The following is a 19,405-nucleotide window of genomic DNA, read 5'->3' as shown; positions in this document are numbered from 1 at the left end:
CAGCATGGCTACCTATCCTCCCCTCAACGCGCTGCGCATTTTCGAGGCTGCGGCGCGGCTGGAAAGCTTTTCCGCCGCCGCGGGCGAACTCTTCGTCACCCACGGCGCTGTGAGCAAGCAGATCAAGCAGCTCGAAGACTGGCTGGGCGTCAAGCTGTTCGAGCGCGCCGGCGGGCGCGTCAGGCTGACCGACACCGGCTGGCGCTACCTCGTCCAGGTGCAGGACGGCCTCGACCTGATCGCGAACGCGACCTCGCAACTGTTGCAGCCCGAGCGGCAGCGGCGGCTGACGATCAACTCGACGCCGACGCTGGCGATGTTCTGGCTGTTGCCGCAGCTGGCGTCGTTCCGCGCGGACTGTCCCGAGATCGACCTCAGGATCATGACCTCGGACCGCGACATCGGCCGGCTCGACGCGCCGTTCGACGTCGCGATCCGCCGCGGCCCCGGCGACTGGCCGGGCTATATCGCCAAGCCCTTCCTCGACGAATGGGAACGCCCCCTGTGCGCCCCCGCCCTGCTTGAACGACACCCGCTGCGCCAGCCGGCCGACCTCGCCCAGCACACGCTCTTGTACGCCGACACCCGGCCGACCGCCTGGCAGCGCTGGCTGACGCTCGCCGGCGTGCCGGAACTCAAGCCCGCGGCGACGATCCATTTCGACCACTTCTACCTGGCGCTCAGGGCCGCGATGGACGGCCTCGGCGTCGTGCTCGGCCCGCTGCCGATGGCGCAGAGCGAGATCGACGCCGGCCGGCTCGTCGCGCCGCTGGCGGCGCCTGCGGTACCGGTGCGCGACTACTGCTGGATCGTGCCGCGCGCGGCGGCCGACGACGCCGCCATCCACGCTTTCTGCAACTGGCTGGAGGCGCGCGCCGATGCCCTCAAGGGCCGTTGATAGCCGGGCGACCTTGCCCTGGCGGCGATGACGAGCCATAGACTTAGAGGATGGTTTCACCCGTCATTCCCGCCCCGCCCGGCCACGGGCGCACAAGGAGTTCGCCATGACCCACGCCTTCGAGCACACCCGCCAGTCGCTCTCTTTATCCGGCGGCCAGACTTTTTCCTACTTCAGCCTGCCGGCGCTGGAGGCGGCCGGCGTCGGCCGCGTGTCGCGGCTGCCGGTGTCGATCCGCATCGTGCTCGAGGCGGTGCTGCGCCACTGCGACGGCAAGAAGGTGACGGCCGAGCACGTGAAGCAGTTGGCCAACTGGGGCGCGACCGCGCCGCGCAGCGACGAGATCCCCTTCGTCGTCGCGCGCGTGGTGCTGCAGGACTTCACCGGCGTGCCGCTGCTGGCCGACCTCGCGGCGATGCGCAACGTCGCCCAGGCGCAGGGCAAGAACCCGAAGACGATCGAGCCCCTGGTGCCGGTCGACCTCGTCGTCGACCACTCGGTGATGATCGACGAGTACGGCACGCCCGACGCGCTGCGCCGCAATATGGAGCTCGAATTCGCGCGCAACACCGAGCGCTACCAGTTCATGAAATGGGGGATGCAGGCGTTCGACACCTTCAAGGTCGTGCCGCCCGGCGTCGGCATCGTGCACCAGGTCAACCTCGAATACCTGTTCCGCGGCGTGCAGCAGAAGGACGGCGTGCTCTACCCGGACACGCTGGTCGGCACCGACAGCCACACGACGATGATCAACGGCGTCGGCGTGGTCGGCTGGGGCGTCGGCGGCATTGAGGCCGAGGCCGGCATGCTCGGCCAACCGGTGTACTTCCTGACGCCGGACGTGGTCGGCGTCGAGCTGACCGGCAAGTTGGCCGAAGGCATCACCGCCACCGACCTGGTGCTGACGATCACCGAGCTGCTGCGCCGCGAGAAGGTGGTCGGCAAGTTCGTCGAGTTTTTCGGCGACGGTACCGCCAGCCTCACCGTCACCGACCGCGCGACGATCGCGAACATGGCACCCGAGTACGGCGCGACGATGGGCTTCTTCCCGGTCGACGAGAAAACCGTCGACTACATGCGCCGCACCGGGCGCGACGACGCCGAGGTCGAGCGCTTCGAGGCCTACTTCCGCGCGCAGGGCCTGTTCGGCGTGCCGCGCGCCGGCGACATCGATTACACGAAGACGCTGGCGCTGGACCTTGCGACCATCGTGCCCAGCCTCGCCGGCCCGAAGCGCCCGCAGGACCGCATCGCGCTGCCGGCGATGAAATCGACCTTCGAGCGGCTGTTGTCGGCGCCGGTCGCCGACAACGGCTTCGGCCGCGCCGCCGCCGAACTCGGCCGACGCTACACCGCCGGCGGCAAGGGGCGCGCGTCCGACGACGACGCGCAGGCGCTCGGCGGCGCGGGCGCGGCGCGCAACGTCGTCGAGATGGTCGACAACCGGCCGACCTCCGACCATGTCGCACCGGCCGACGGCGGCTCGATCGACCTCGGCCACGGCGACGTGCTGATCGCCGCGATCACCAGTTGCACCAACACCTCGAACCCGGGCGTGCTGCTGGCTGCCGGCCTCGTCGCCAAGAAGGCGGTCGAAAAGGGGCTGACCGTCCACCCGCGCGTCAAGACCAGCCTCGCGCCGGGCTCGCGCGTGGTCGGCGAATACCTCGCCAGGACCGGTCTGCAGCCCTACCTCGACAAGCTGGGCTTCAACGTCGCCGCCTACGGCTGCACGACTTGCATCGGCAACGCCGGCGACCTCAGACCCGAGTTCAACGACGCGATCGTGCAGAACAACCTCGTCTGCGCGGCGGTGTTGTCGGGCAACCGCAACTTCGAGGCGCGCATCCACCCGAACATCAAGGCCAACTTCCTCGCCTCGCCGCCGCTGGTGGTCGCCTTCGCGCTGGCCGGGCGCGCCAATATCGACCTGACGAGCGAGCCTTTGGGCACCGGCAGCGACGGCGCGCCGGTGTATCTGAAGGATGTCTGGCCCTCGAGCGACGAGGTCGCCGCGCTCCTGGACGCCGCGCTCGACGCCGACACCTACCGGCGCCTGTACGCCGACCTCACGCGCGACCACGACCTGTGGAACGCGATCGCCGCGCCCACCGGCGAGGTCTACAGTTGGCCGAAGTCGAGCTATATCGCCAGGCCGCCGTTCTTCGACGGCTTCACGATGACGCCTGGCGCGCTGCCCGGGATTCGCGGCGCGCGTGCGCTGTTGATGCTCGGCGACTCGGTGACGACCGACCACATCTCGCCGGCCGGTTCGTTCAAGGAGAGCACGCCGGCCGGGCAATACCTGCTGGCCGAGGGCGTGGCAAAACCCGACTTCAACAGCTACGGCAGCCGGCGCGGCAACCACGAGGTGATGATCCGCGGCACCTTCGCCAACGTGCGGATCAAGAACCTGATGCTGCCGGCCAACCCGGACGGCAGCCGCGTCGAGGGCGGCTACACCTTGCTCGACGGCGCGCAGACCACCGTCTACGACGCGGCGATGGCGTACAGCGCGCGCGGCGTACCGACCGTGGTGTTCGCCGGCGAGGAATACGGCACCGGCTCGAGCCGCGACTGGGCGGCCAAGGGCACGCAGCTTCTGGGCGTGAAGGCGGTCGTCGCCAAGAGCTTCGAGCGCATCCACCGCAGCAACCTCGTCGGCATGGGCGTGCTGCCCTTGCAGTTCAAGGGCGGCGACGGCTGGGAAGACCTGAAGCTCAGCGGCGAGGAGACCTTCGACATCGACGGCGTGACCGACGCGCTCAAGCCGCAGCAGGACATGACGCTGGTCGTCCATCGCCCGGACGGCGGCAGCGAGCGGGTGACGGTGCTGTGCCGCATCGACACGCCGATCGAGGTCGACTACTACCGCCACGGCGGCATCCTGCCCTACGTGCTGCGCGAGCTGCTGGGCCAGGCCTGACACCCGGGGCCGCCGCGGCGGCCCCGGCCACCCCTTCCCCCGACAGGAGAGCACCATGATCGTGACCACCACGCCGAGCGTCGAAGGACAACGCATCGTCGAATACAAGGGCATCGTCACCGGCGAGGCCATCGTCGGCGCCAACATCTTCAAGGACCTGTTCGCCAGCATCCGCGACATCGTCGGCGGCCGCTCGGCCGCCTACGAGAACGAGCTGAAGAAGGCGCGCCAGATCGCGTTGGCCGAGGTCGAGGACGCGGCGCGCGCGCTCGGCGCCAACGCGGTGGTCGGCGTCGACCTCGACTACGAGGTCGTCGGCCAGGCCGGCAGCATGCTGATGGTCAGCGTGTCCGGCACCGCGGTGCGGGTCGAATAGCCCCGACGCCGACACGCCCTCGCCGCCCCCTGTCCGAAGCGAGAACGCGATGAAGACACTCCCCCCTCTCGCCGCGCTGCTGGCGCTGGCCGCCTGCGCCGCGCCCGGCGTGCCGCACGAACGGCACCGCGCCCAGCACGGCCACGAACACGGCCACGCCTGCGCGCGGCTCGACGACGCGACGCTGGTCGGCAAGACCGAGGCCGATGCCGGCGCGCTACTCGCCGGCTGCCCTTGGCGGGTCTCCCAGCGCGACGGGCAGAGCCTGCCCGGCACGATGGACTACCGCCCCGAGCGGCGCAACCTCGGCGTCGAGAACGGCAAGGTGGTCTGGGTGCGGCGCGGCTGAAGCGCGCCGCCGCACGAAAAAGGCTCGGCCAACCCTTGAAGGTTGGCCGAGCCTTTTTCGCATCGCGGAACGCGGGGCGGATCAGCGGCCGGTGTCGTGGTGGGCGAGCCGCGCCAGCGCGCGCTCGCGGCGCTCGGCCTCGGTCTTGAGCTGGTCGAGCGTGTCGGCGACGAAGTCGATGTGCGCCTCGGCCGCCTCGCGCGCCGCCGCCGGGCGGCGCTCCTTGATCGCGCGCCAGATCGCGCGGTGCTGCGACAACAGCTCGTCCGACACCGGGCCGACGTTGAACAGATTCGCGATATTGTCCTTCACGTGCGTGTTCAGCGTCGTCAGCAGGCTCGAGATCTGGTGCGCGAACAGGATGTTGTGCGAGGCCTCGGCGACGCCGAGGTGGAAGGCGACGTCGGCCGCCGCCTGCGCGGCGAGGTCGGCGCCGCCGTAGCTTTGTTCGAGCGCGTCCATCAGCGCGTCCAGCCGCACCAGGTCGGCGTCGGTCGCGCGCTGCGCGGCGAACGCCGCCGCCGTGCCCTCGAGCACGCGGCGGAACTCGAGCACGTCGTCCTGCAACTGCGGGTGGCTGGACAGCATCTGCCGCCACGGGTCGGAAAAGGACGCGCCGAGCTGGTCGGTCACGTAGGTGCCGCCGCCCTGCCGGCTTTGCAACAGGCCGCGCGCGGCGAGCTTCTGGATCGCCTCGCGTAGCGACGGGCGCGACACGCCGAGTTCCTCGGCCAGCACGCGCTCTGGCGGCAGCCGGTCGCCGGGCTTGAGCGCGCCGCCGAGGATGCGCTCCTCCAGTTGCCGCATGATTTCGTCGGACAGACGCGGCACGTTCACCCGCTGATATCCCATCGCACCCACCCTGTTGCCCAAAGACGACATTTTGCCAGCCGCGACACGCCGGCGGCCAGCGCCGCGCCGGCGCGCGCGACGCCACGAAGCGGCGACTGCAAGGCCAGCGCCCAACAATTGGTAAGACCAATTATAAGACGTGTGCGACGGCTAGCCAAGCGCTCCCGAGATAACGCGCATTGACAGCGCGTACCGTTCGCTCTAGATTGCAGTTATCGCCAAATCATTGGTCTTACCAATTAACCAACGGAACGCCGCCGTGAGCCAGAAACGACCGCCCGCCGACGTGTACTTCTTCGGCACCTGTCTGATCGACGTCTTCCAGCCGCAGGCCGGACTCGACGCCGTCACGCTGATCGAGCGCGAAGGCGTGCGCGTGCACTACCCGGACGCGCAAAGCTGCTGCGGCCAGCCGGCCTACACCAGCGGCGAGGTCGCCGCCGCGCGCCGGGTGGCGCGCGCCCAGCTCGACCTGTTCCCCGAGGCGTGGCCCATCGTCGTGCCGTCCGGCTCCTGCGCCGGCATGATGAAGCACCACTGGCCCACCCTTTTCGCCGGCACGCCCGACGAGGCGCGCGCGAAGGAAGTCGCCGGCCGCATCGTCGAATTCGCCGATTTCCTCCTCAACACGCTCGACTGGCAGCCGACCGACCTCGGCCAACCGCTGACGCTGGCGGTGCACACCTCCTGTAGCGCGCGCCGCGAAATGAACACCCACGTCAACGGCTGGGCGCTGATCGACCGGCTCGCCAACGTCAAACGCGTGGTGCACGAGCGCGAAGCGGAGTGCTGCGGTTTCGGCGGCGTGTTCTCGGTGCGCCACCCCGACATCGCCGGCGCGATGGTCGCCGACAAGGCTGCCGCGCTGAAGGACAGCGGCGCCGCGCAATTCGTGACCGCCGACTGCGGCTGCATGATGAACATCAACGGCAAGCTGGCAAAAGACGGCGACACCTTCGCCGGCGAACACCTGGCGACCTTCTTGCTGAAGCGGACCGGAGGGGCGGCATGAGCGCGCGCGAGAATATCCTGACCAAGCTGCGCGCCGCGCCGCGTTCGGCGCCGCCCGCCCCCGACGTCGCCGCCTATTACGCCGGCACCCCGAAACTAACCGGCCTCGCGGCGCTGAAGCACTGGGCCGCGCTGATGCGCGCGGTGCGCACCGAGGTGCTGTGGGTGCGCGAGTCCGACTGGCCGCGAACGCTGGCCGAACAAGTCGCCGCGCGCGGGATCAGGACGCTGCTGTTGGCTCCTTCCACCGCGCACGGCGCGCGCGCCGCCGCCGCGCTGGCCGAGTTGGCCGAGCCGCCGCTGCGCCTCGGCTTCGACCAGACCATCGACGGCTGGAAAGCGACGCTGTTCAACGAGGTCGACGCCGCCTTCACCCGCGTGCGCGCCGGCATCGCGCTGACCGGCTCGCTGATCGCCTGGCCCGACGAGCACGAGCCGCGCACGATGAGCCTCGTCCCGCCTATCCACTTCGCGCTGTTCGACACCCGCACGCTGTACCCGGACTTCTTCTCGGCGATGAGCGCGGAGAACTGGGCAGCCGGCATGCCGACCAACGCGCTGCTGATTTCCGGCCCGTCCAAGACCTCCGACATCCAGCAGACCGTCGCCTACGGCGCGCACGGCCCGCGCGAGCTGGTGGTGCTGGCCGTGCTGCCCGACGAGATCGACCTGGCCGAGCTGGAGGCCGACGCATGAACGAAGCCACCCTCACCTACTATCCGTCGCGCGACTTCAAGGCGAACGCGCGCGCGGCGCTAGCCGATTCGAACCTGCGGGCAAGCTTTCGCGGCGCGATGGACTTCCTGATGGGCAAGCGCGCCGCGCAATTCCCCGACGCGCACGAGTTGGCCGAGCTGCGCAAACTCGGCGAAGCGATCCGCCAGAAGAGCCTGGCCAAGCTGCCGGAGCTGCTTGAACAACTGGAAGCGAAGCTGACCGAGAACGGCGTCACCGTGCACTGGGCCGAGACGACCGAGGAAGCCAACGCCATCGTCCACGGACTGATCGCCGCGAAAGGCGGCAAGCTCGCGGTCAAGGGCAAGTCGATGGTGAGCGAGGAGACCGAGCTCAACCACTACCTCGAGGCGCGCGGCATGACCGCGATCGAGAGCGACATGGGCGAATACATCGTCCAGCTCGCCGGCGAGAAGCCCAGCCACATCATCATGCCGGCCATCCACAAGACCCGCGCCGACATCGCCCGCCTGTTCAGCGAGCACATCCCGGGCACGCCGTACACCGAGGACGTCGACGCGCTGATCCAGATCGGCCGCCAGGCGCTGCGCCAGATGTACGTGAGCGCCGACGTCGGCATCTCGGGCGTCAACTTCGCGATCGCCGAGACCGGCACGCTGTGTCTGGTCGAGAACGAGGGCAACGGCCGCATGTGCACCACCGTCCCCGACATGCACATCGCGATCACCGGCATCGAGAAGGTGATCGAGAAGCTGAGCGACGTGGTGCCGCTCTACAGCCTGCTGACCCGCTCGGCGACCGGCCAGCCGGTGACGACCTACTTCAACATGATCAGCGGCCCGCGCCGCCCCGGCGAGAAGGACGGCCCGCGCGAAGTGCACCTGGTGCTGCTCGACAACGGCCGCTCGCAGGCCTACTCGGACGAACAGCTGCGAAAGACGCTGCAGTGCATCCGCTGCGGCGCGTGCATGAACCACTGCCCGGTCTACACCCGCATCGGCGGCCACGCCTACGGCACCGTCTACCCGGGACCGATCGGCGAGATCATCTCGCCGCACATGCTGGGGCTGGAAAACACCGTCGACCTGCCGACCGCGTCGAGCCTGTGCGGCGCCTGCGGCGAGGTCTGCCCGGTCAAGATCCCGATCCCCGAGATGCTGATGCGCCTCAGGGAGGAATCGGTGCGCGACCCGCACGAGAAGGTCGCGCACCCGCTGCGCGGCCAGGGCGCCGGCGTGGACAAGGAAGTCAAGCTGGCGTGGCGGCTGTGGACCGGTCTTTACAGCAAGCCCGGCTACTACCGGCTGTTCGGCTGGGCGGCGACTCGACTGCGCGGCCTCACGCCCAGACACCAGCTCGGCTGGACGCAGAACCACGTGCCGATGAAACCGGCGCCGAAGACGCTGCACGAACTGATGCGCGAGCGCCGCAAGGAGACGGGGCGATGAGCGCGGCGCACCAGGCCTTCGCGACGGCGCTGGCCGGCTTCGTGCCGGCGGGCCGGATCTACACCGACCCGGTCTCGACGCTCGCCTTCGGCACCGACGCGAGCTTCTACCGGCTCGTGCCGCAGGTGGTCGTCAAGGTCGATTGCGAGGCCGAGGTCGGCCACGTGCTGCGCCTTGCGCGCGAACACCGCGTCGCCGTCACCTTCCGCGCCGCCGGCACCAGCCTGTCGGGCCAGGCGGTCAGCGACTCGGTGCTGGTGGTGCTCGGCGACGGTTTCGCGCGCGGCGAGGTGCTCGACGGCGGCGCGCGCATCCGGCTCAAACCCGGCCTGATCGGCAGCCGCGCCAACGCGCTCTTGGCGCCGTTCGGCCGCAAGATCGGCCCGGACCCGGCGTCGATCGCCACCGCCAAGATCGGCGGCATCGCGGCCAACAACTCGTCCGGCATGTGCTGCGGCACCCGGCAGAACAGCTACCACACGCTCGCCTCGCTGCGCGTGATGCTCGCCGACGGCGCGGTGCTCGACACCGGCGACGCGGCAAGCGTCGCCGCCTTCCGGCAAAGCCACGCGCGATTGCTGCAAACGTTGGCCGAGCTGTCGGCCAACATCCGCGCCGACGCGGCGCTCGAGGAAAAAATCCGCCACAAGTACCGGCTGAAGAACACCACCGGCTACGGCATCAACGCGCTGATCGACTTTTCCGACCCCATCGACATGCTCGCGCACCTGATGATCGGCTCGGAGGGCACGCTCGGCTTCATCGGCGAGATCACCTACCACACCGTGCCCGACCACCCGCACAAGGCGAGCGCGCTGGTGCTGTTCGACGAGCTCGACCGTTGCTGCCGCGCGGTGACCGCGCTGAAGCAGTCCGCGCCGGTCGAGTCGGTCGAGCTGATCGACGCGCGCAGCCTGAGGGCGATCCAGGGCAAGAAGGGCCTGCCCGACTTCATCTACGGCGAGATCGGCGATTCGACCGCCTGCCTCTTGATCGAAACGCGCGCCGAGAGCGCCGAAAGGTTGGCCGAGCAGATCGCCGCCAGCGACGCGGTGCTCGCCGAGTTCGCGCCGAGCGCGCACAGCGGCTTCTCGACCGACGCCGGCGTCTGCGAGACCTACTGGGCGGTGCGCAAGGGCCTGTTCCCGGCGGTCGGCGCGGTGCGCCCGGTCGGCACCACCGTCGTCATCGAGGACGTCGCCTTCCCGATCGACTACCTCGCCGACGGCGTGCGCCGCCTGACCGCGCTGTTCGACGCCTACGGCTACGCCGAGGCGCTGATCTTCGGCCACGCGCTCGAGGGCAATCTGCACTTCTGCTTCACCCCCAGCTTCGACACCCAGGCCGAGATCGAGCGCTACGACGGCTTCATGCAGGCGGTCGCCAACCTCGTCGCCGGCGAATACGGCGGCTCGCTCAAGGCCGAGCACGGCACCGGCCGCAACGTCGCGCCCTTCGTGCGCCAGGAATGGGGCGACGCGGCCTACGCGGTGATGTGCGCGATCAAGGCAGCGTTCGACCCGGACAACCTCTTGAACCCGGACGTGATCATCAGCGGCAACGCGCGCGTCCACCTCGAGAACCTCAAGGCGATGCCGGCGGCCGACGCGATCGTCGACCACTGCATCGAATGCGGTTTCTGCGAGCCGGCCTGCCCGTCGAACGGCCTCACGCTGACGCCGCGCCAGCGCATCGTGCTGTGGCGCCGCATGCAGCAGCTGTCGCGCACCGACCCGGCGTCGAGCGAGCTAGCCGCCTACCGGGCGCGCTACCGCTACGTCGGCGTCGACAGCTGCGCGGCGACCGGCATGTGCGCGACGCGCTGCCCGGTCGGCATCAACACCGGCCTCCTGATGAAGAAGCTGGGCGCGCCCGGGTCGCCGTCGCCGCTGGCGCGCTTCGCGCAGCGCCACATGGCGTCGGCCACCGCCGGCGCGCGCTTCGGGCTGTTCCTCAACCGCCAGCTCGGCGACAGCTCGGCCAAGGTGGCCCGCACGCTGAAGAAAACCTTCCCGCTGCTGCCGCTGCCGCCCTCGGGCACGCCGGGCCCGGCCGGGCCCTTGCCCGACCCCAAACCCATGCGCGCAGCCGACGCGCCGCAAGTGGTCTACTTGGTCAGTTGCGTCAATAGAACGTTGGCCGAGGGCCGCGACGGCAGCGACAGCGTCGCCGCCAGCACGCTGCGCCTGTTCGCGCGCGCCGGCATCGCGGCGGTCTATCCGGACGGCCAGGCCAGCCTGTGCTGCGGCCAACCCTTCGACTCGGCCGGCGCGACCGATGCCGCCGACGCGGCGCTGCGACAGGTCGAGGCGGCGCTCTTGAAAGCGTCGAAAGACGGCGCGATCCCGGTGTATCTGGACAACAGCCCGTGCTCTCTGCGCCTGATCGACGCGCAGAAGGCCGGCCGGCTCGACGCGCGGCTCGAGCTCCACGACCCGGCCAGCTACCTCGCCGACCAGGTGCTGCCGCGCCTGACGCTACACAAGAAGCTGCCGCAACTGGCGGTTCACGTGCCGTGCAGCGCCAGCAAGATGGGCGTCGGCAGCAAGCTCTTGGCGCTGGCGCGCGCCTGCGCCGACGAGATCGTCGCGCCGGATATCGCCTGCTGCGGCTTCGCCGGCAGCAAGGGCTTCACGCTGCCGGAACTGAACGCCAACGGCCTGCGCGGCCTGCGCGCCAGCCTGCCCGACACGTGCGACGCCGGCGTGTCGATGAGCCGCACCTGCCAGATCGGCCTGACCACCCACTCGGGGCGCGACTACCACAGCATCGAGGCGCTGCTCGACTTCTGCACCACCCCGGAGCCGCCCCGGACCTGACGACGCCCGTCGCGGCACACAAGAACACAGGCCGCGACGCCCTGCACACAAAGGAGAAACGACATGCCCCCCGCCGAGCCCGAATCGTAGCGGCCGCGCCAGCCCGCGCCCCACACACAAGAACCGGAACGTCGTCTGAATTTCAAGGAGACCCCCATGAGTCTCGGATTGCAAGCCTTCCTGGCTTTTCTGCCCATTCTGCTGTCGGCCGTCCTGCTCGTCGGCCTGCACTGGCCGGCCAAGCGCGCCATGCCGGTGGTGTTTCTCGTCACCGCGCTGACCGCCTACTTCGGCTGGGAAATGTCGCTGAACCGCATCGTCGCCTCGACGCTGCAGGGCGGCCTGATCACGCTGTCGCTGCTGTGGATCATCTTCGGCGCCATCCTGCTGCTGAACACGCTCAAGCACTCGGGCGGCATCGCCGCGATCCGCCGCGGCTTCGCGCACATCAGCCCCGACCGCCGCATCCAGACGCTGATCATCGCCTGGCTGTTCGGCTGCTTCATCGAGGGCGCGTCGGGCTTTGGCACGCCGGCCGCGGTCGCCGCGCCGCTCCTGGTCGCGATGGGCTTCCCGGCGCTGGCCGCGGTGATGCTCGGCATGATGGTGCAGTCGACGCCGGTATCGTTCGGCGCCGTCGGCACGCCCATCTTGGTCGGCATCAACAGCGGCATCGACACCGCGTCGGTCGGCGCCAAGCTGGCCGCGGCCGGCTCGGACTGGACCGCCTACCTGCACCTCGTCACCGGCCAGGTCGCCAGCATCCACGCCATCGTCGGCACGCTGATGCCGCTGTTCATGGTGCTGATGCTGACCCGCTTCTTCGGCAAGAACCGCTCGTGGAAGGAGGGCTTGGAGGCCGCGCCGTTCGCGCTGCTGTCGGGCGTCGCCTTCACCGTGCCGTACGCGCTGACCGGCATCTTCCTCGGCCCCGAGTTCCCGTCCATCATCGGCAGCCTGGTCGGCCTGGTGATCGTCGTCAGCGCCGCGCGCGCCGGCTTCCTCGTGCCGAAGAAGAGCTGGGACTTCGCCCCGGCCGACGAGTGGCCAGCCGAGTGGCTCGGCTCGCTGCAGATCAAGCTCGACGAGCTGAGCAAGGCGCCGATCTCGCTGCTGCGCGCCTGGCTGCCCTACCTCGTCGTCGCCGCGCTGCTGATCCTGAGCCGTACCAACGACAGCGTGAAGGCCGCGCTCAAGAGCCTCTCGTTCAAGGCCGACAACATCCTCGGCGAGGCCGGCGTCGGCGCGGCCATCGACCCGCTCTACCTGCCGGGTGGCATCCTGGTCATCGCGGTGATCGCGACCTTTTTCCTGCACCGGATGAGCGTCCGCGACATGCGCGCGGCGGTCGGCGAGTCGGGCAAGGTGCTGTTCGGCGCCGGCTTCGTGCTGCTGTTCACCGTGCCGATGGTACGCATCATGATCAACTCGGGCGTGAACCTCGCCGACATGAAGAGCATGCCGATCGCGATGGCCGAATACGTCGCGCACACCTTCGGCAGCATCTATCCGCTGTTCGCCCCCGCCGTCGGCGCGATGGGGGCCTTCATCGCCGGCTCGAACACCGTCAGCAACATGATGCTTGCCCAGTACCAGTTCGGCGTCGCCGAGTCGCTCGGCATCACCACGTCGATCATCGTCGCGGTGCAGGCGATCGGCGCGGCCGCCGGCAACATGGTCGCGGTGCACAACGTGGTCGCCGCGTCGGCGACGGTCGGCCTGCTCGGCCGCGAGGGCGTGACGCTGCGCCGCACCATCGTCCCGACGCTCTACTACCTGGCGATGACCGGCCTGATCGCCGCGCTCGCGATCTTCGTGCTCGGCGTGACCGACCCGCTGTCCGCGCTCGCGCGCTGAGGCCCGACCTTCTCTTCGACCCTTAGGGCGGCCTCGGCCGCCCGTTTTTTTGGCCGACCTCAGTCGCTGGCGACGCGCCGCGCCGGCAGCGCGGCCGGCTGCAGCCAGCGCCGTAACAGCCGCGTCGCGAACGGGATGAAGACGAAGACCATCACCGGGGTCAGGATGGCCGTGCTGACGAACACGCGCCAGACCACCGGCAGCGCGGCCAGCCGCTCGCCCAGCAACAGCGTGAAGGCGAGCGACACCGGAAAGAAGGCCAGCCAGATCGCCACCGCCTGCTTCCAGCGCGGCGGCGCGGCGCCGAACCAGGCGTCTAGCCCGCTCGCGCAGCGCACGCGACTGTCGCGCACCAGGCCGGTGCCTTCGCGCAGCCAGTCGCGCCGCTCGGCCGATTCGGTCCAGCGCGCCAGGCTCGTCTCGTCGGCGAAACGGAACACGACCTGGTACTCGTCGCCGCCCGAGGGCGGCGCGAGCACGCCGGCGCCGAGAAAGCCGGCGAAGCGGGCGGCGAGCCGCGTACCGCGGCGCGTCCAGGCGAGAAAGTCGCGGTAGCGCGCCGGTGCGACGCGCCGCGACACCAGAAGGGTGACGGGGGATGGGGACATTCGGGGTTCTCCTGTCGACGGACCGGGCCCGCGGGTGGCGGGCCGCTCGCGCGGCGCCCCCGGTCGGGGCGCGCAACGTCGATTGAACAAGCAAACGCCGTTCCTGTCACCGTCCGCCTATTCGGGGTTGACGAGCCAGGTCGGGAAGGTCGGCGCGGGCAGGCCGCGCGCACCGACGCGCGCGAGCGCCGCGGCCGACACCGGCACGCCCCAGTTCAGGAAGTGCGACGAGAGGTCGCGGCCGACGACGTCGGACAGGAGCTCGAACAGCGTGTCGACCTGCCTCGCCTCGCTCGCGCAGATCGCGCGCTGCTCGTCGGCCGGCAACTCGCGGTAGCGACGGTTCAAACGCCGGAAGATCTCCCAGCCCTGCTCGGGGAAGGCGTAGCGCAGTTGGGCGAGAAAGACGAGCTTGTCCTCCCGGTCGGCGTCGCGGTCGAAGTCGAAGCCCGGACCGAGCTTGGCGATCGCCTTGGAAAAGCGCAACGTGCCGATCAGCGCCGGCTGGCCGCGCAGCGTCTCGGCGACGAACAGCGGGATCAGGTTGACCGTCGACTCCAGCCCGTAGCGCGTCGCCCACAGGCAGAAGGCCTGGTAGTTGTGGCCGGTTTCGTGCATCACGCCCCAGTTGCTCGCCGCGTCGACACGCGCGAGCCGCCAGTCCAGATGGGTCATGATCGGAAAGCCGGCGTGGCCGTAGCCGTGGCTGAGCTGCACGTCGGCGACGAACCATTGCCGGCCCTGAAGACGCGGGTGCCGCGCCGACGAGCCGTCGAAACCGGCCAGATGCTGCGCCGCCCGCTGCGCCTCGTCGTAGGCGCGCATCACCGCCGCCGCGTCGTCGAGCGCGCGCACCTCGTCGCTGGGCACGACGAGCACCGCTTCGTCGCCCTCGAGCACCGCCCACGGCGCCGGCGCCTCGCGCGCGCGGCGCCATGCGGCCGCGTCGTCGCGGCCGAGCCGGAAATGCGGCGCGCGGACCGCGCCGCCTATCGTCAGCTCGACGCGCGCGGCCGCCGGCACGCGCGACTCGACGATCAGCAGTCCGCCGTACTGGCTGCGCACGAGGTTGACGCCGGGCCGCAGCGGCACGACGTAGTTCAGGTCGGCGAAGCGGCGCAAGGTCTCGCCCGGTTTCGTGCGCACGATCACGTCGCGGTGCGCGCCGATGCGCAGGAAAAGGCCGGGCGCGGCATCGTCGGGCAGCGTGACCGAAACGGTCTCGCCGGCCGGCGCGTACAGCCCGGTCGCCAGCCAGTTCTGCGGTTTCTGCGTCCAGCCGACGTGCGCGAAGCGGCGAAAGCGCAGCTCCATCGGCACCGTTGCGACGACGCGCGGTGCGTCGGCCGGCACCGCCCCCGGAAAGCCCGACACGTCGCGCGGCACCGGCAACGGCGCCGGCGGCGGCGTCAGCTGGTTGACGACGTGGCGCGCGCGTTCGAGCGCGACCGCCGCCGCGTCGCCCGCGTCGAGCGGATAGCGGACGACGACGTCGCGCGCCGCGTCGACCTGCGCGGCCAGGGTCGACAGCCGCTCCCAGCGTTGGCCGGGGGCGGCTGCGTCGCCGGCGCGGACGGCGAGCCGGTTGTCGCGCGTCAGAGCCAACGCGCCGGTCGCGCCGACGAGCGCCCCGCCGTCGGGATCCCAGCGCTGCGCGCCACTGCCGTCGCAGTCGGCCAGCGCGGGCGCCGCGTCCGGCCGCGCCGTCAGGCAGAGCGCCGGCGCGTCGGCCGGGCGCAGCGTGCCGCCATCGGCGCGCCAGCGCTGGCGAGGGTCGGCGCCGTCGCAAGGCGCGACGCCGGCGACGACCGGCGCTTCGCGCGCGAGGCACCAGCCGCGCTCGGCGATGAAAAGGTCGCCGGCGTCGGACGGGGCCGCCGCGACGACGCCGGCGAAACCGGCCGCGAACGCGGCAAGAAAAAAGGCTGCGATCATGCTTTTCACGATAGCGCGAACGGCGACACGCGGCGACGCGGCGACGCGGCACGGCCTTTGCCTTATAATCGCGGCTGTTGCGCCGCCCGAGGGGCGGCCTTTGCCATTTCGAGGACCCCCATGAGCCGCATCACCCTCTCGCGCTTCCTGATCGAGCAGCAACGCTCGGCCAACCTGCTGCCGGCCGAGCTGCGCTTTCTGATCGAAACCGTCGCCCGCGCCTGCAAGGCCATCAGCCACTCGGTCAACAAGGGCGCGCTCGCCGGCGTGCTCGGCGAGGCCGGCACCGGCAACGTCCAGGGCGAGGCGCAGAAAAAGCTCGACGTGATCGCCAACGACGTGCTGCTCGAAGCCAACGAATGGGGCGGCAGCCTCGCCGGCATGGCCTCCGAGGAAATGGACCTGCCGTACGCGATCCCCGGCCAGTACCCGAAGGGCGCCTACCTCTTGCTGTTCGACCCGCTCGACGGCTCGTCCAACATCGACGTCAACATCTCGGTCGGCACCATCTTCTCGGTGCTGCGCTGCCCGGACGGCGTGACCGAGCCGACCGAGGCCGACTTCCTGCAGCCGGGCTCGCGCCAGGTCGCCGCCGGCTACACGCTGTACGGCCCGCAAACGATGCTGGTGCTGACGGTCGGCAACGGCGTCAACGGCTTCACGCTCGACCGCGAGACCGGCAGCTTCGTGCTGACCCACCCGGGCATGCAGGTGCCGGCCGAAACCCGCGAATTCGCGATCAACATGTCGAACCAGCGCCACTGGGAAGCGCCGGTGCAGCGCTATATCGGCGAGCTGTTGGCCGGCACGACCGGCCCGCGCGGCAAGGACTACAACATGCGCTGGGTCGCGTCGATGGTCGCCGAGGTGCACCGCATCCTGACCCGTGGCGGCGTGTTCATGTATCCGAAGGACGCGCGCGACCCGAAAAAACCGGGCAAGCTGCGCCTCTTGTACGAAGGCAACCCGATGGCCTGGCTGATCGAGCAGGCCGGCGGCGCCGCGACCAACGGCCGCGAGCGCATCCTCGACATCGTCCCGACCGAACTGCACGAACGCGTCGCCGTCTTCCTCGGCAGCAAGGAGGAAGTCGAAACGGTCACCCGCTACCACGCCGAGTAAGCCGTCCCGCAGCAAGACGACAGGCCGCCCGCGGGCGGCCTGTTTTCGTTCATGGCTTGAGCGCCCCGCCGGGGCGGCCCGGCGGCCATCGGCGCCTCACCCCTCGGCCAACGTCCGCGACGCCGGAGGGGGCGATGCGGGCCCGTCCTCCCGAATGCAAAACAGCCCCGCCACCGGCGGGGCTGTCCGTACAGAGCGGACCTCCGGCGGCTAGACCTGGAAGCGCCGCACCAGGCGCTCCAGTTCGCCCGACAAGCGTCTGAGCTCGCGGCAGGCGCTACCGGTCTCGCCCGACGCATGCTCGGTACGCTCGTTGACCGCGTTGATCTCGACGATGCTGCCGGTGATGTCCTTGAGCGCGGCGTCCTGCTGTTCGGTCGCCGTCGCCACCCGGGTGTTCAGATCGTTGATCTGGATGACCATCGCGGCGATCTCGTCGAGCACGCGCCCGGCGGTCTGCGACGCCTCGATGCCGACGCGGGTCAGGCCGCTGCCCGACTCCATCGTGCTGACCGCCTCGCGCGCCTGCTGCTGCAAGCGCGCGATGATGGCCTGGATCTCGGCGGTCGACTGGTTGGTCTTGTGCGCGAGCTTGCGCACCTCGTCGGCGACCACCGCGAAGCCGCGGCCGGCCTCGCCGGCGCGCGCCGCCTCGATCGCGGCGTTCAGCGCCAGCAGATTGGTCTGGTCGGCCACGTCGCCGATCACGTCCAGCACCCGACCGATCGCCTCGGTCTGCTCGGCCAACTGCGCGATGACCTCGCCCGAACGCGCCATCGCCTCGCCGACACCGTGGATTTTCGCGATGCTGTCCTGCACCACGCGCCGCCCCTCGGCCGACTGCTCGGCCGCCCGGCGGGCGGAGGCCGCCGCGTCGCCGGCGTGACTGGCGATCTCTCCGACCGTCAGGCCCACCTCGTGCAGCGAATCGGCCAGTTGCCGCGTGTACTGGCCCTGGCGGGCGACGTCGCGCCGCGTCCCCTCGGCCATGCCGTCGACCTGCTGCGCGCTGCGGTCGAGCGCGTCGGCGTTGTCCTTCACCTGCGCGACGATGCCCTGCACCCGCTCGATGAAACGGTTGAAGTGGACCGCCAGGTCCGACAACTCGTCGCGGCCGTCGACAGGCAGGCGTTGCCGCAGGTCGCCCTCGCCGGCGGCGATGTCCTTCAACAGCCCGCCGATGCGGCGCAGCGGCCGCGTCATCCGGTCGGCAAACAGCACCGCGACGAGCAGGAACAGCACCGCGAGCACCGCGCCGACGATCAGCACGCGGCCGAGTGCCTCGTTCAGGCCGGCGTAAAGCTCGCGCTCAGGCACCTCGGCCAACACATACCAGCCCAGCTTGGGCAAGAAGCGGCTGGCGACCACGTAGGCCTCGCCGTCGCGCTCGATACGCGCGCTCGCGAAGGGCTTGCCGGCCAGCAAGGTGCCCGCAGCCTGACCGAACTCGGGCAGCGTCCTCAGCGAATCGCGGTCGACCTTGGCAAGGTCGGCGTGCACCTTGACCACCCCTTGCCCGTCGACCAGATAGACGATGCCACTCTGCCCGACCTTCATCTGCGCAATGGTGCGCGACAGGTCGGACATCTTGAGCCCGACCCCCGCCAGGCCGGCCCCCTGCGGCATCCTCACGTTGATGAACAGCGTCAGCTCCTTGTGCTCGGACGCCGCGTCGACGTCGAGCGCCAACTCCATCGGCCGGCCCGAGTTCAGGAAATTGCCGAACCATGCCTCCTTGCCCGGGTCGATGGTCCGGCTGAAACCCTTGTGGTCGTAGTAATGCCGCGTCTTGGCCGACGCGAGAAAGACCGTGTCTACCTGGTTGTCCCGTCGGACGCTGGCGGCGTAGCGTACCCAGCGCGGCAAGATCTCGGCCGACTCGCCGCCGGTAATCCAGTCCGTCACGAAAGCATTGGCCGCGATATGACGCGACAAGGCGATCGGCACGGCGATATGCCCTTCCACGTCGTTGCCTATCGCCGTCACCAGCGTCGGCAGTTCCTGCTCATGGACCCGCTGCAACACCACCTCCCGCCCCAGATAGTGGCTATACCCCAAGACCGCGCCCAACAGCGTGACAATCATCAGCGCGAGCGCCAGCACCAGCCTCTGTCGCAACGACAGCTTCCCGAACATCTTTGAGTCCCCTACGCCGTTAATTTTTCTTTATGGAAAGATTTGAATCACGACTTTCCATCCGGGGACGGCAAGAGCAGCGCCGAAGATCCATTTATATCGCTCGATCCGCGGTATCCTGATGAAATTGCGTCCCAGGAAAAGTCGGCCTCTATCCTGCGCGCAAATTTTGCTTTTTACAAAGATTTTTCGCAAAGAGCGAAATGTGATGATCACGCACGCGGCCGGCTGGGTGCGACGCAAAGCGACGACGCCCCGAGCGTGGGCTCGGGGCGTCGTCTTGAGGGGCGTCTGGCGGTGACCTACTTTCACACGGGAACCCGCACTATCATCGGCGCTGAGGCGTTTCACGGTCCTGTTCGGGATGGGAAG

General features: G+C 69.8%; 14 protein-coding genes and 1 rRNA gene. 10 read left to right on the top strand and 5 right to left on the bottom strand.

Annotation, left to right across the window (positions count from 1 at the left end):
* The first annotated feature begins 4 nt into the window (after positions 1 to 4).
* From gcvA to EV683_RS03660, 4 genes are all read left to right on the top strand, one after another.
* Positions 5 to 898, top strand: a complete 894-nt coding sequence (gene gcvA / locus EV683_RS03675; protein WP_131861873.1) for a transcriptional regulator GcvA — start codon at positions 5 to 7, stop codon at positions 896 to 898.
* A gap of 106 nt (positions 899 to 1,004) precedes the next feature.
* On the top strand, positions 1,005 to 3,824 hold the full coding sequence (acnA, locus tag EV683_RS03670; RefSeq protein WP_131861872.1) for an aconitate hydratase AcnA: 2,820 nt from the start codon (positions 1,005 to 1,007) through the stop codon (positions 3,822 to 3,824).
* 55 nt (positions 3,825 to 3,879) lie between these two features.
* Positions 3,880 to 4,200 carry a heavy metal-binding domain-containing protein gene (locus EV683_RS03665; RefSeq protein ID WP_066614478.1) on the top strand — a complete coding sequence of 107 codons (321 nt, stop codon included), beginning with the start codon at positions 3,880 to 3,882 and terminating at the stop codon, positions 4,198 to 4,200.
* A gap of 49 nt (positions 4,201 to 4,249) precedes the next feature.
* Positions 4,250 to 4,549, top strand: coding sequence for a hypothetical protein (locus tag EV683_RS03660; RefSeq protein ID WP_131861871.1), 300 nt, complete (start codon positions 4,250 to 4,252; stop codon positions 4,547 to 4,549).
* Between the two features lie 81 nt (positions 4,550 to 4,630).
* Here the strand turns inward: EV683_RS03660 and EV683_RS03655 are convergent, their stop codons facing one another.
* Positions 4,631 to 5,386 (bottom strand): FCD domain-containing protein, encoded by a 756-nt coding sequence (locus EV683_RS03655; RefSeq protein ID WP_231879890.1) that lies wholly within the window; start codon positions 5,384 to 5,386, stop codon positions 4,631 to 4,633.
* A 274-nt stretch (positions 5,387 to 5,660) separates the two neighbouring features.
* On the opposite strand from EV683_RS03655, the gene EV683_RS03650 reads away from it, so the two are divergent.
* From EV683_RS03650 to EV683_RS03630, 5 genes are all read left to right on the top strand, one after another.
* Positions 5,661 to 6,413 (top strand): (Fe-S)-binding protein, encoded by a 753-nt coding sequence (locus tag EV683_RS03650; RefSeq protein WP_424948503.1) that lies wholly within the window; start codon positions 5,661 to 5,663, stop codon positions 6,411 to 6,413.
* Complete coding sequence (locus EV683_RS03645) at positions 6,410 to 7,108, top strand: LutC/YkgG family protein (protein WP_131861870.1); 699 nt, start codon at positions 6,410 to 6,412, stop codon at positions 7,106 to 7,108. Before EV683_RS03650 ends, EV683_RS03645 begins: the two co-directional genes overlap by 4 nt.
* A complete protein-coding gene (locus EV683_RS03640) occupies positions 7,105 to 8,556 on the top strand; it encodes a LutB/LldF family L-lactate oxidation iron-sulfur protein (protein ID WP_131861869.1) in 1,452 nt (483 codons plus the stop codon). Before EV683_RS03645 ends, EV683_RS03640 begins: the two co-directional genes overlap by 4 nt.
* Complete coding sequence (locus EV683_RS03635; protein ID WP_131861868.1) at positions 8,553 to 11,375, top strand: FAD-binding and (Fe-S)-binding domain-containing protein; 2,823 nt, start codon at positions 8,553 to 8,555, stop codon at positions 11,373 to 11,375. The genes EV683_RS03640 and EV683_RS03635 overlap by 4 nt, the downstream gene beginning before the upstream one ends.
* 156 nt (positions 11,376 to 11,531) lie before the next feature.
* On the top strand, positions 11,532 to 13,232 hold the full coding sequence (locus EV683_RS03630) for an L-lactate permease (protein WP_131861867.1): 1,701 nt from the start codon (positions 11,532 to 11,534) through the stop codon (positions 13,230 to 13,232).
* A 59-nt stretch (positions 13,233 to 13,291) separates the two neighbouring features.
* Here the strand turns inward: EV683_RS03630 and EV683_RS03625 are convergent, their stop codons facing one another.
* A complete protein-coding gene (locus EV683_RS03625; RefSeq protein ID WP_131861866.1) occupies positions 13,292 to 13,840 on the bottom strand; it encodes an antibiotic biosynthesis monooxygenase in 549 nt (182 codons plus the stop codon).
* Between the two features lie 117 nt (positions 13,841 to 13,957).
* Positions 13,958 to 15,775, bottom strand: coding sequence for a M60 family metallopeptidase (locus tag EV683_RS03620; protein WP_131861865.1), 1,818 nt, complete (start codon positions 15,773 to 15,775; stop codon positions 13,958 to 13,960).
* A 120-nt stretch (positions 15,776 to 15,895) separates the two neighbouring features.
* Between EV683_RS03620 and EV683_RS03615 the strand changes: the two genes are divergently transcribed.
* On the top strand, positions 15,896 to 16,897 hold the full coding sequence (locus tag EV683_RS03615; protein WP_131861864.1) for a class 1 fructose-bisphosphatase: 1,002 nt from the start codon (positions 15,896 to 15,898) through the stop codon (positions 16,895 to 16,897).
* Positions 16,898 to 17,107: 210 nt separating this feature from the next.
* Here the strand turns inward: EV683_RS03615 and EV683_RS03610 are convergent, their stop codons facing one another.
* Positions 17,108 to 19,033 carry a methyl-accepting chemotaxis protein gene (locus EV683_RS03610; RefSeq protein WP_131861863.1) on the bottom strand — a complete coding sequence of 642 codons (1,926 nt, stop codon included), beginning with the start codon at positions 19,031 to 19,033 and terminating at the stop codon, positions 17,108 to 17,110.
* Positions 19,034 to 19,322: 289 nt separating this feature from the next.
* Positions 19,323 to 19,405 (bottom strand): 5S ribosomal RNA (gene rrf, locus EV683_RS14770); the annotation flags it as partial.

It is taken from the genome of Crenobacter luteus (genome assembly GCF_004345725.1).
GTDB classification, from domain to species: Bacteria; Pseudomonadota; Gammaproteobacteria; order Burkholderiales; family Chromobacteriaceae; genus Crenobacter; species Crenobacter luteus.
This window is presented reverse-complemented; position numbering and strand designations above follow the sequence as displayed.

Excerpts from the sequence above, each read along its gene's own strand:
- EV683_RS03665 (WP_066614478.1), top strand. The coding sequence starts at position 3,880 with ATGATCGTGACCACCACGCCGAGCGTCGAAGGACAACGCATCGTCGAA.
- EV683_RS03610 (WP_131861863.1), bottom strand. The coding sequence starts at position 19,033 with ATGTTCGGGAAGCTGTCGTTGCGACAGAGGCTGGTGCTGGCGCTCGCG.
- gcvA (WP_131861873.1), top strand. The coding sequence starts at position 5 with ATGGCTACCTATCCTCCCCTCAACGCGCTGCGCATTTTCGAGGCTGCG.
- EV683_RS03630 (WP_131861867.1), top strand. The coding sequence starts at position 11,532 with ATGAGTCTCGGATTGCAAGCCTTCCTGGCTTTTCTGCCCATTCTGCTG.
- EV683_RS03645 (WP_131861870.1), top strand. The coding sequence starts at position 6,410 with ATGAGCGCGCGCGAGAATATCCTGACCAAGCTGCGCGCCGCGCCGCGT.
- EV683_RS03615 (WP_131861864.1), top strand. The coding sequence starts at position 15,896 with ATGAGCCGCATCACCCTCTCGCGCTTCCTGATCGAGCAGCAACGCTCG.
- EV683_RS03640 (WP_131861869.1), top strand. The coding sequence starts at position 7,105 with ATGAACGAAGCCACCCTCACCTACTATCCGTCGCGCGACTTCAAGGCG.
- acnA (WP_131861872.1), top strand. The coding sequence starts at position 1,005 with ATGACCCACGCCTTCGAGCACACCCGCCAGTCGCTCTCTTTATCCGGC.
- EV683_RS03625 (WP_131861866.1), bottom strand. The coding sequence starts at position 13,840 with ATGTCCCCATCCCCCGTCACCCTTCTGGTGTCGCGGCGCGTCGCACCG.
- EV683_RS03635 (WP_131861868.1), top strand. The coding sequence starts at position 8,553 with ATGAGCGCGGCGCACCAGGCCTTCGCGACGGCGCTGGCCGGCTTCGTG.
- EV683_RS03660 (WP_131861871.1), top strand. The coding sequence starts at position 4,250 with ATGAAGACACTCCCCCCTCTCGCCGCGCTGCTGGCGCTGGCCGCCTGC.
- EV683_RS03620 (WP_131861865.1), bottom strand. The coding sequence starts at position 15,775 with ATGATCGCAGCCTTTTTTCTTGCCGCGTTCGCGGCCGGTTTCGCCGGC.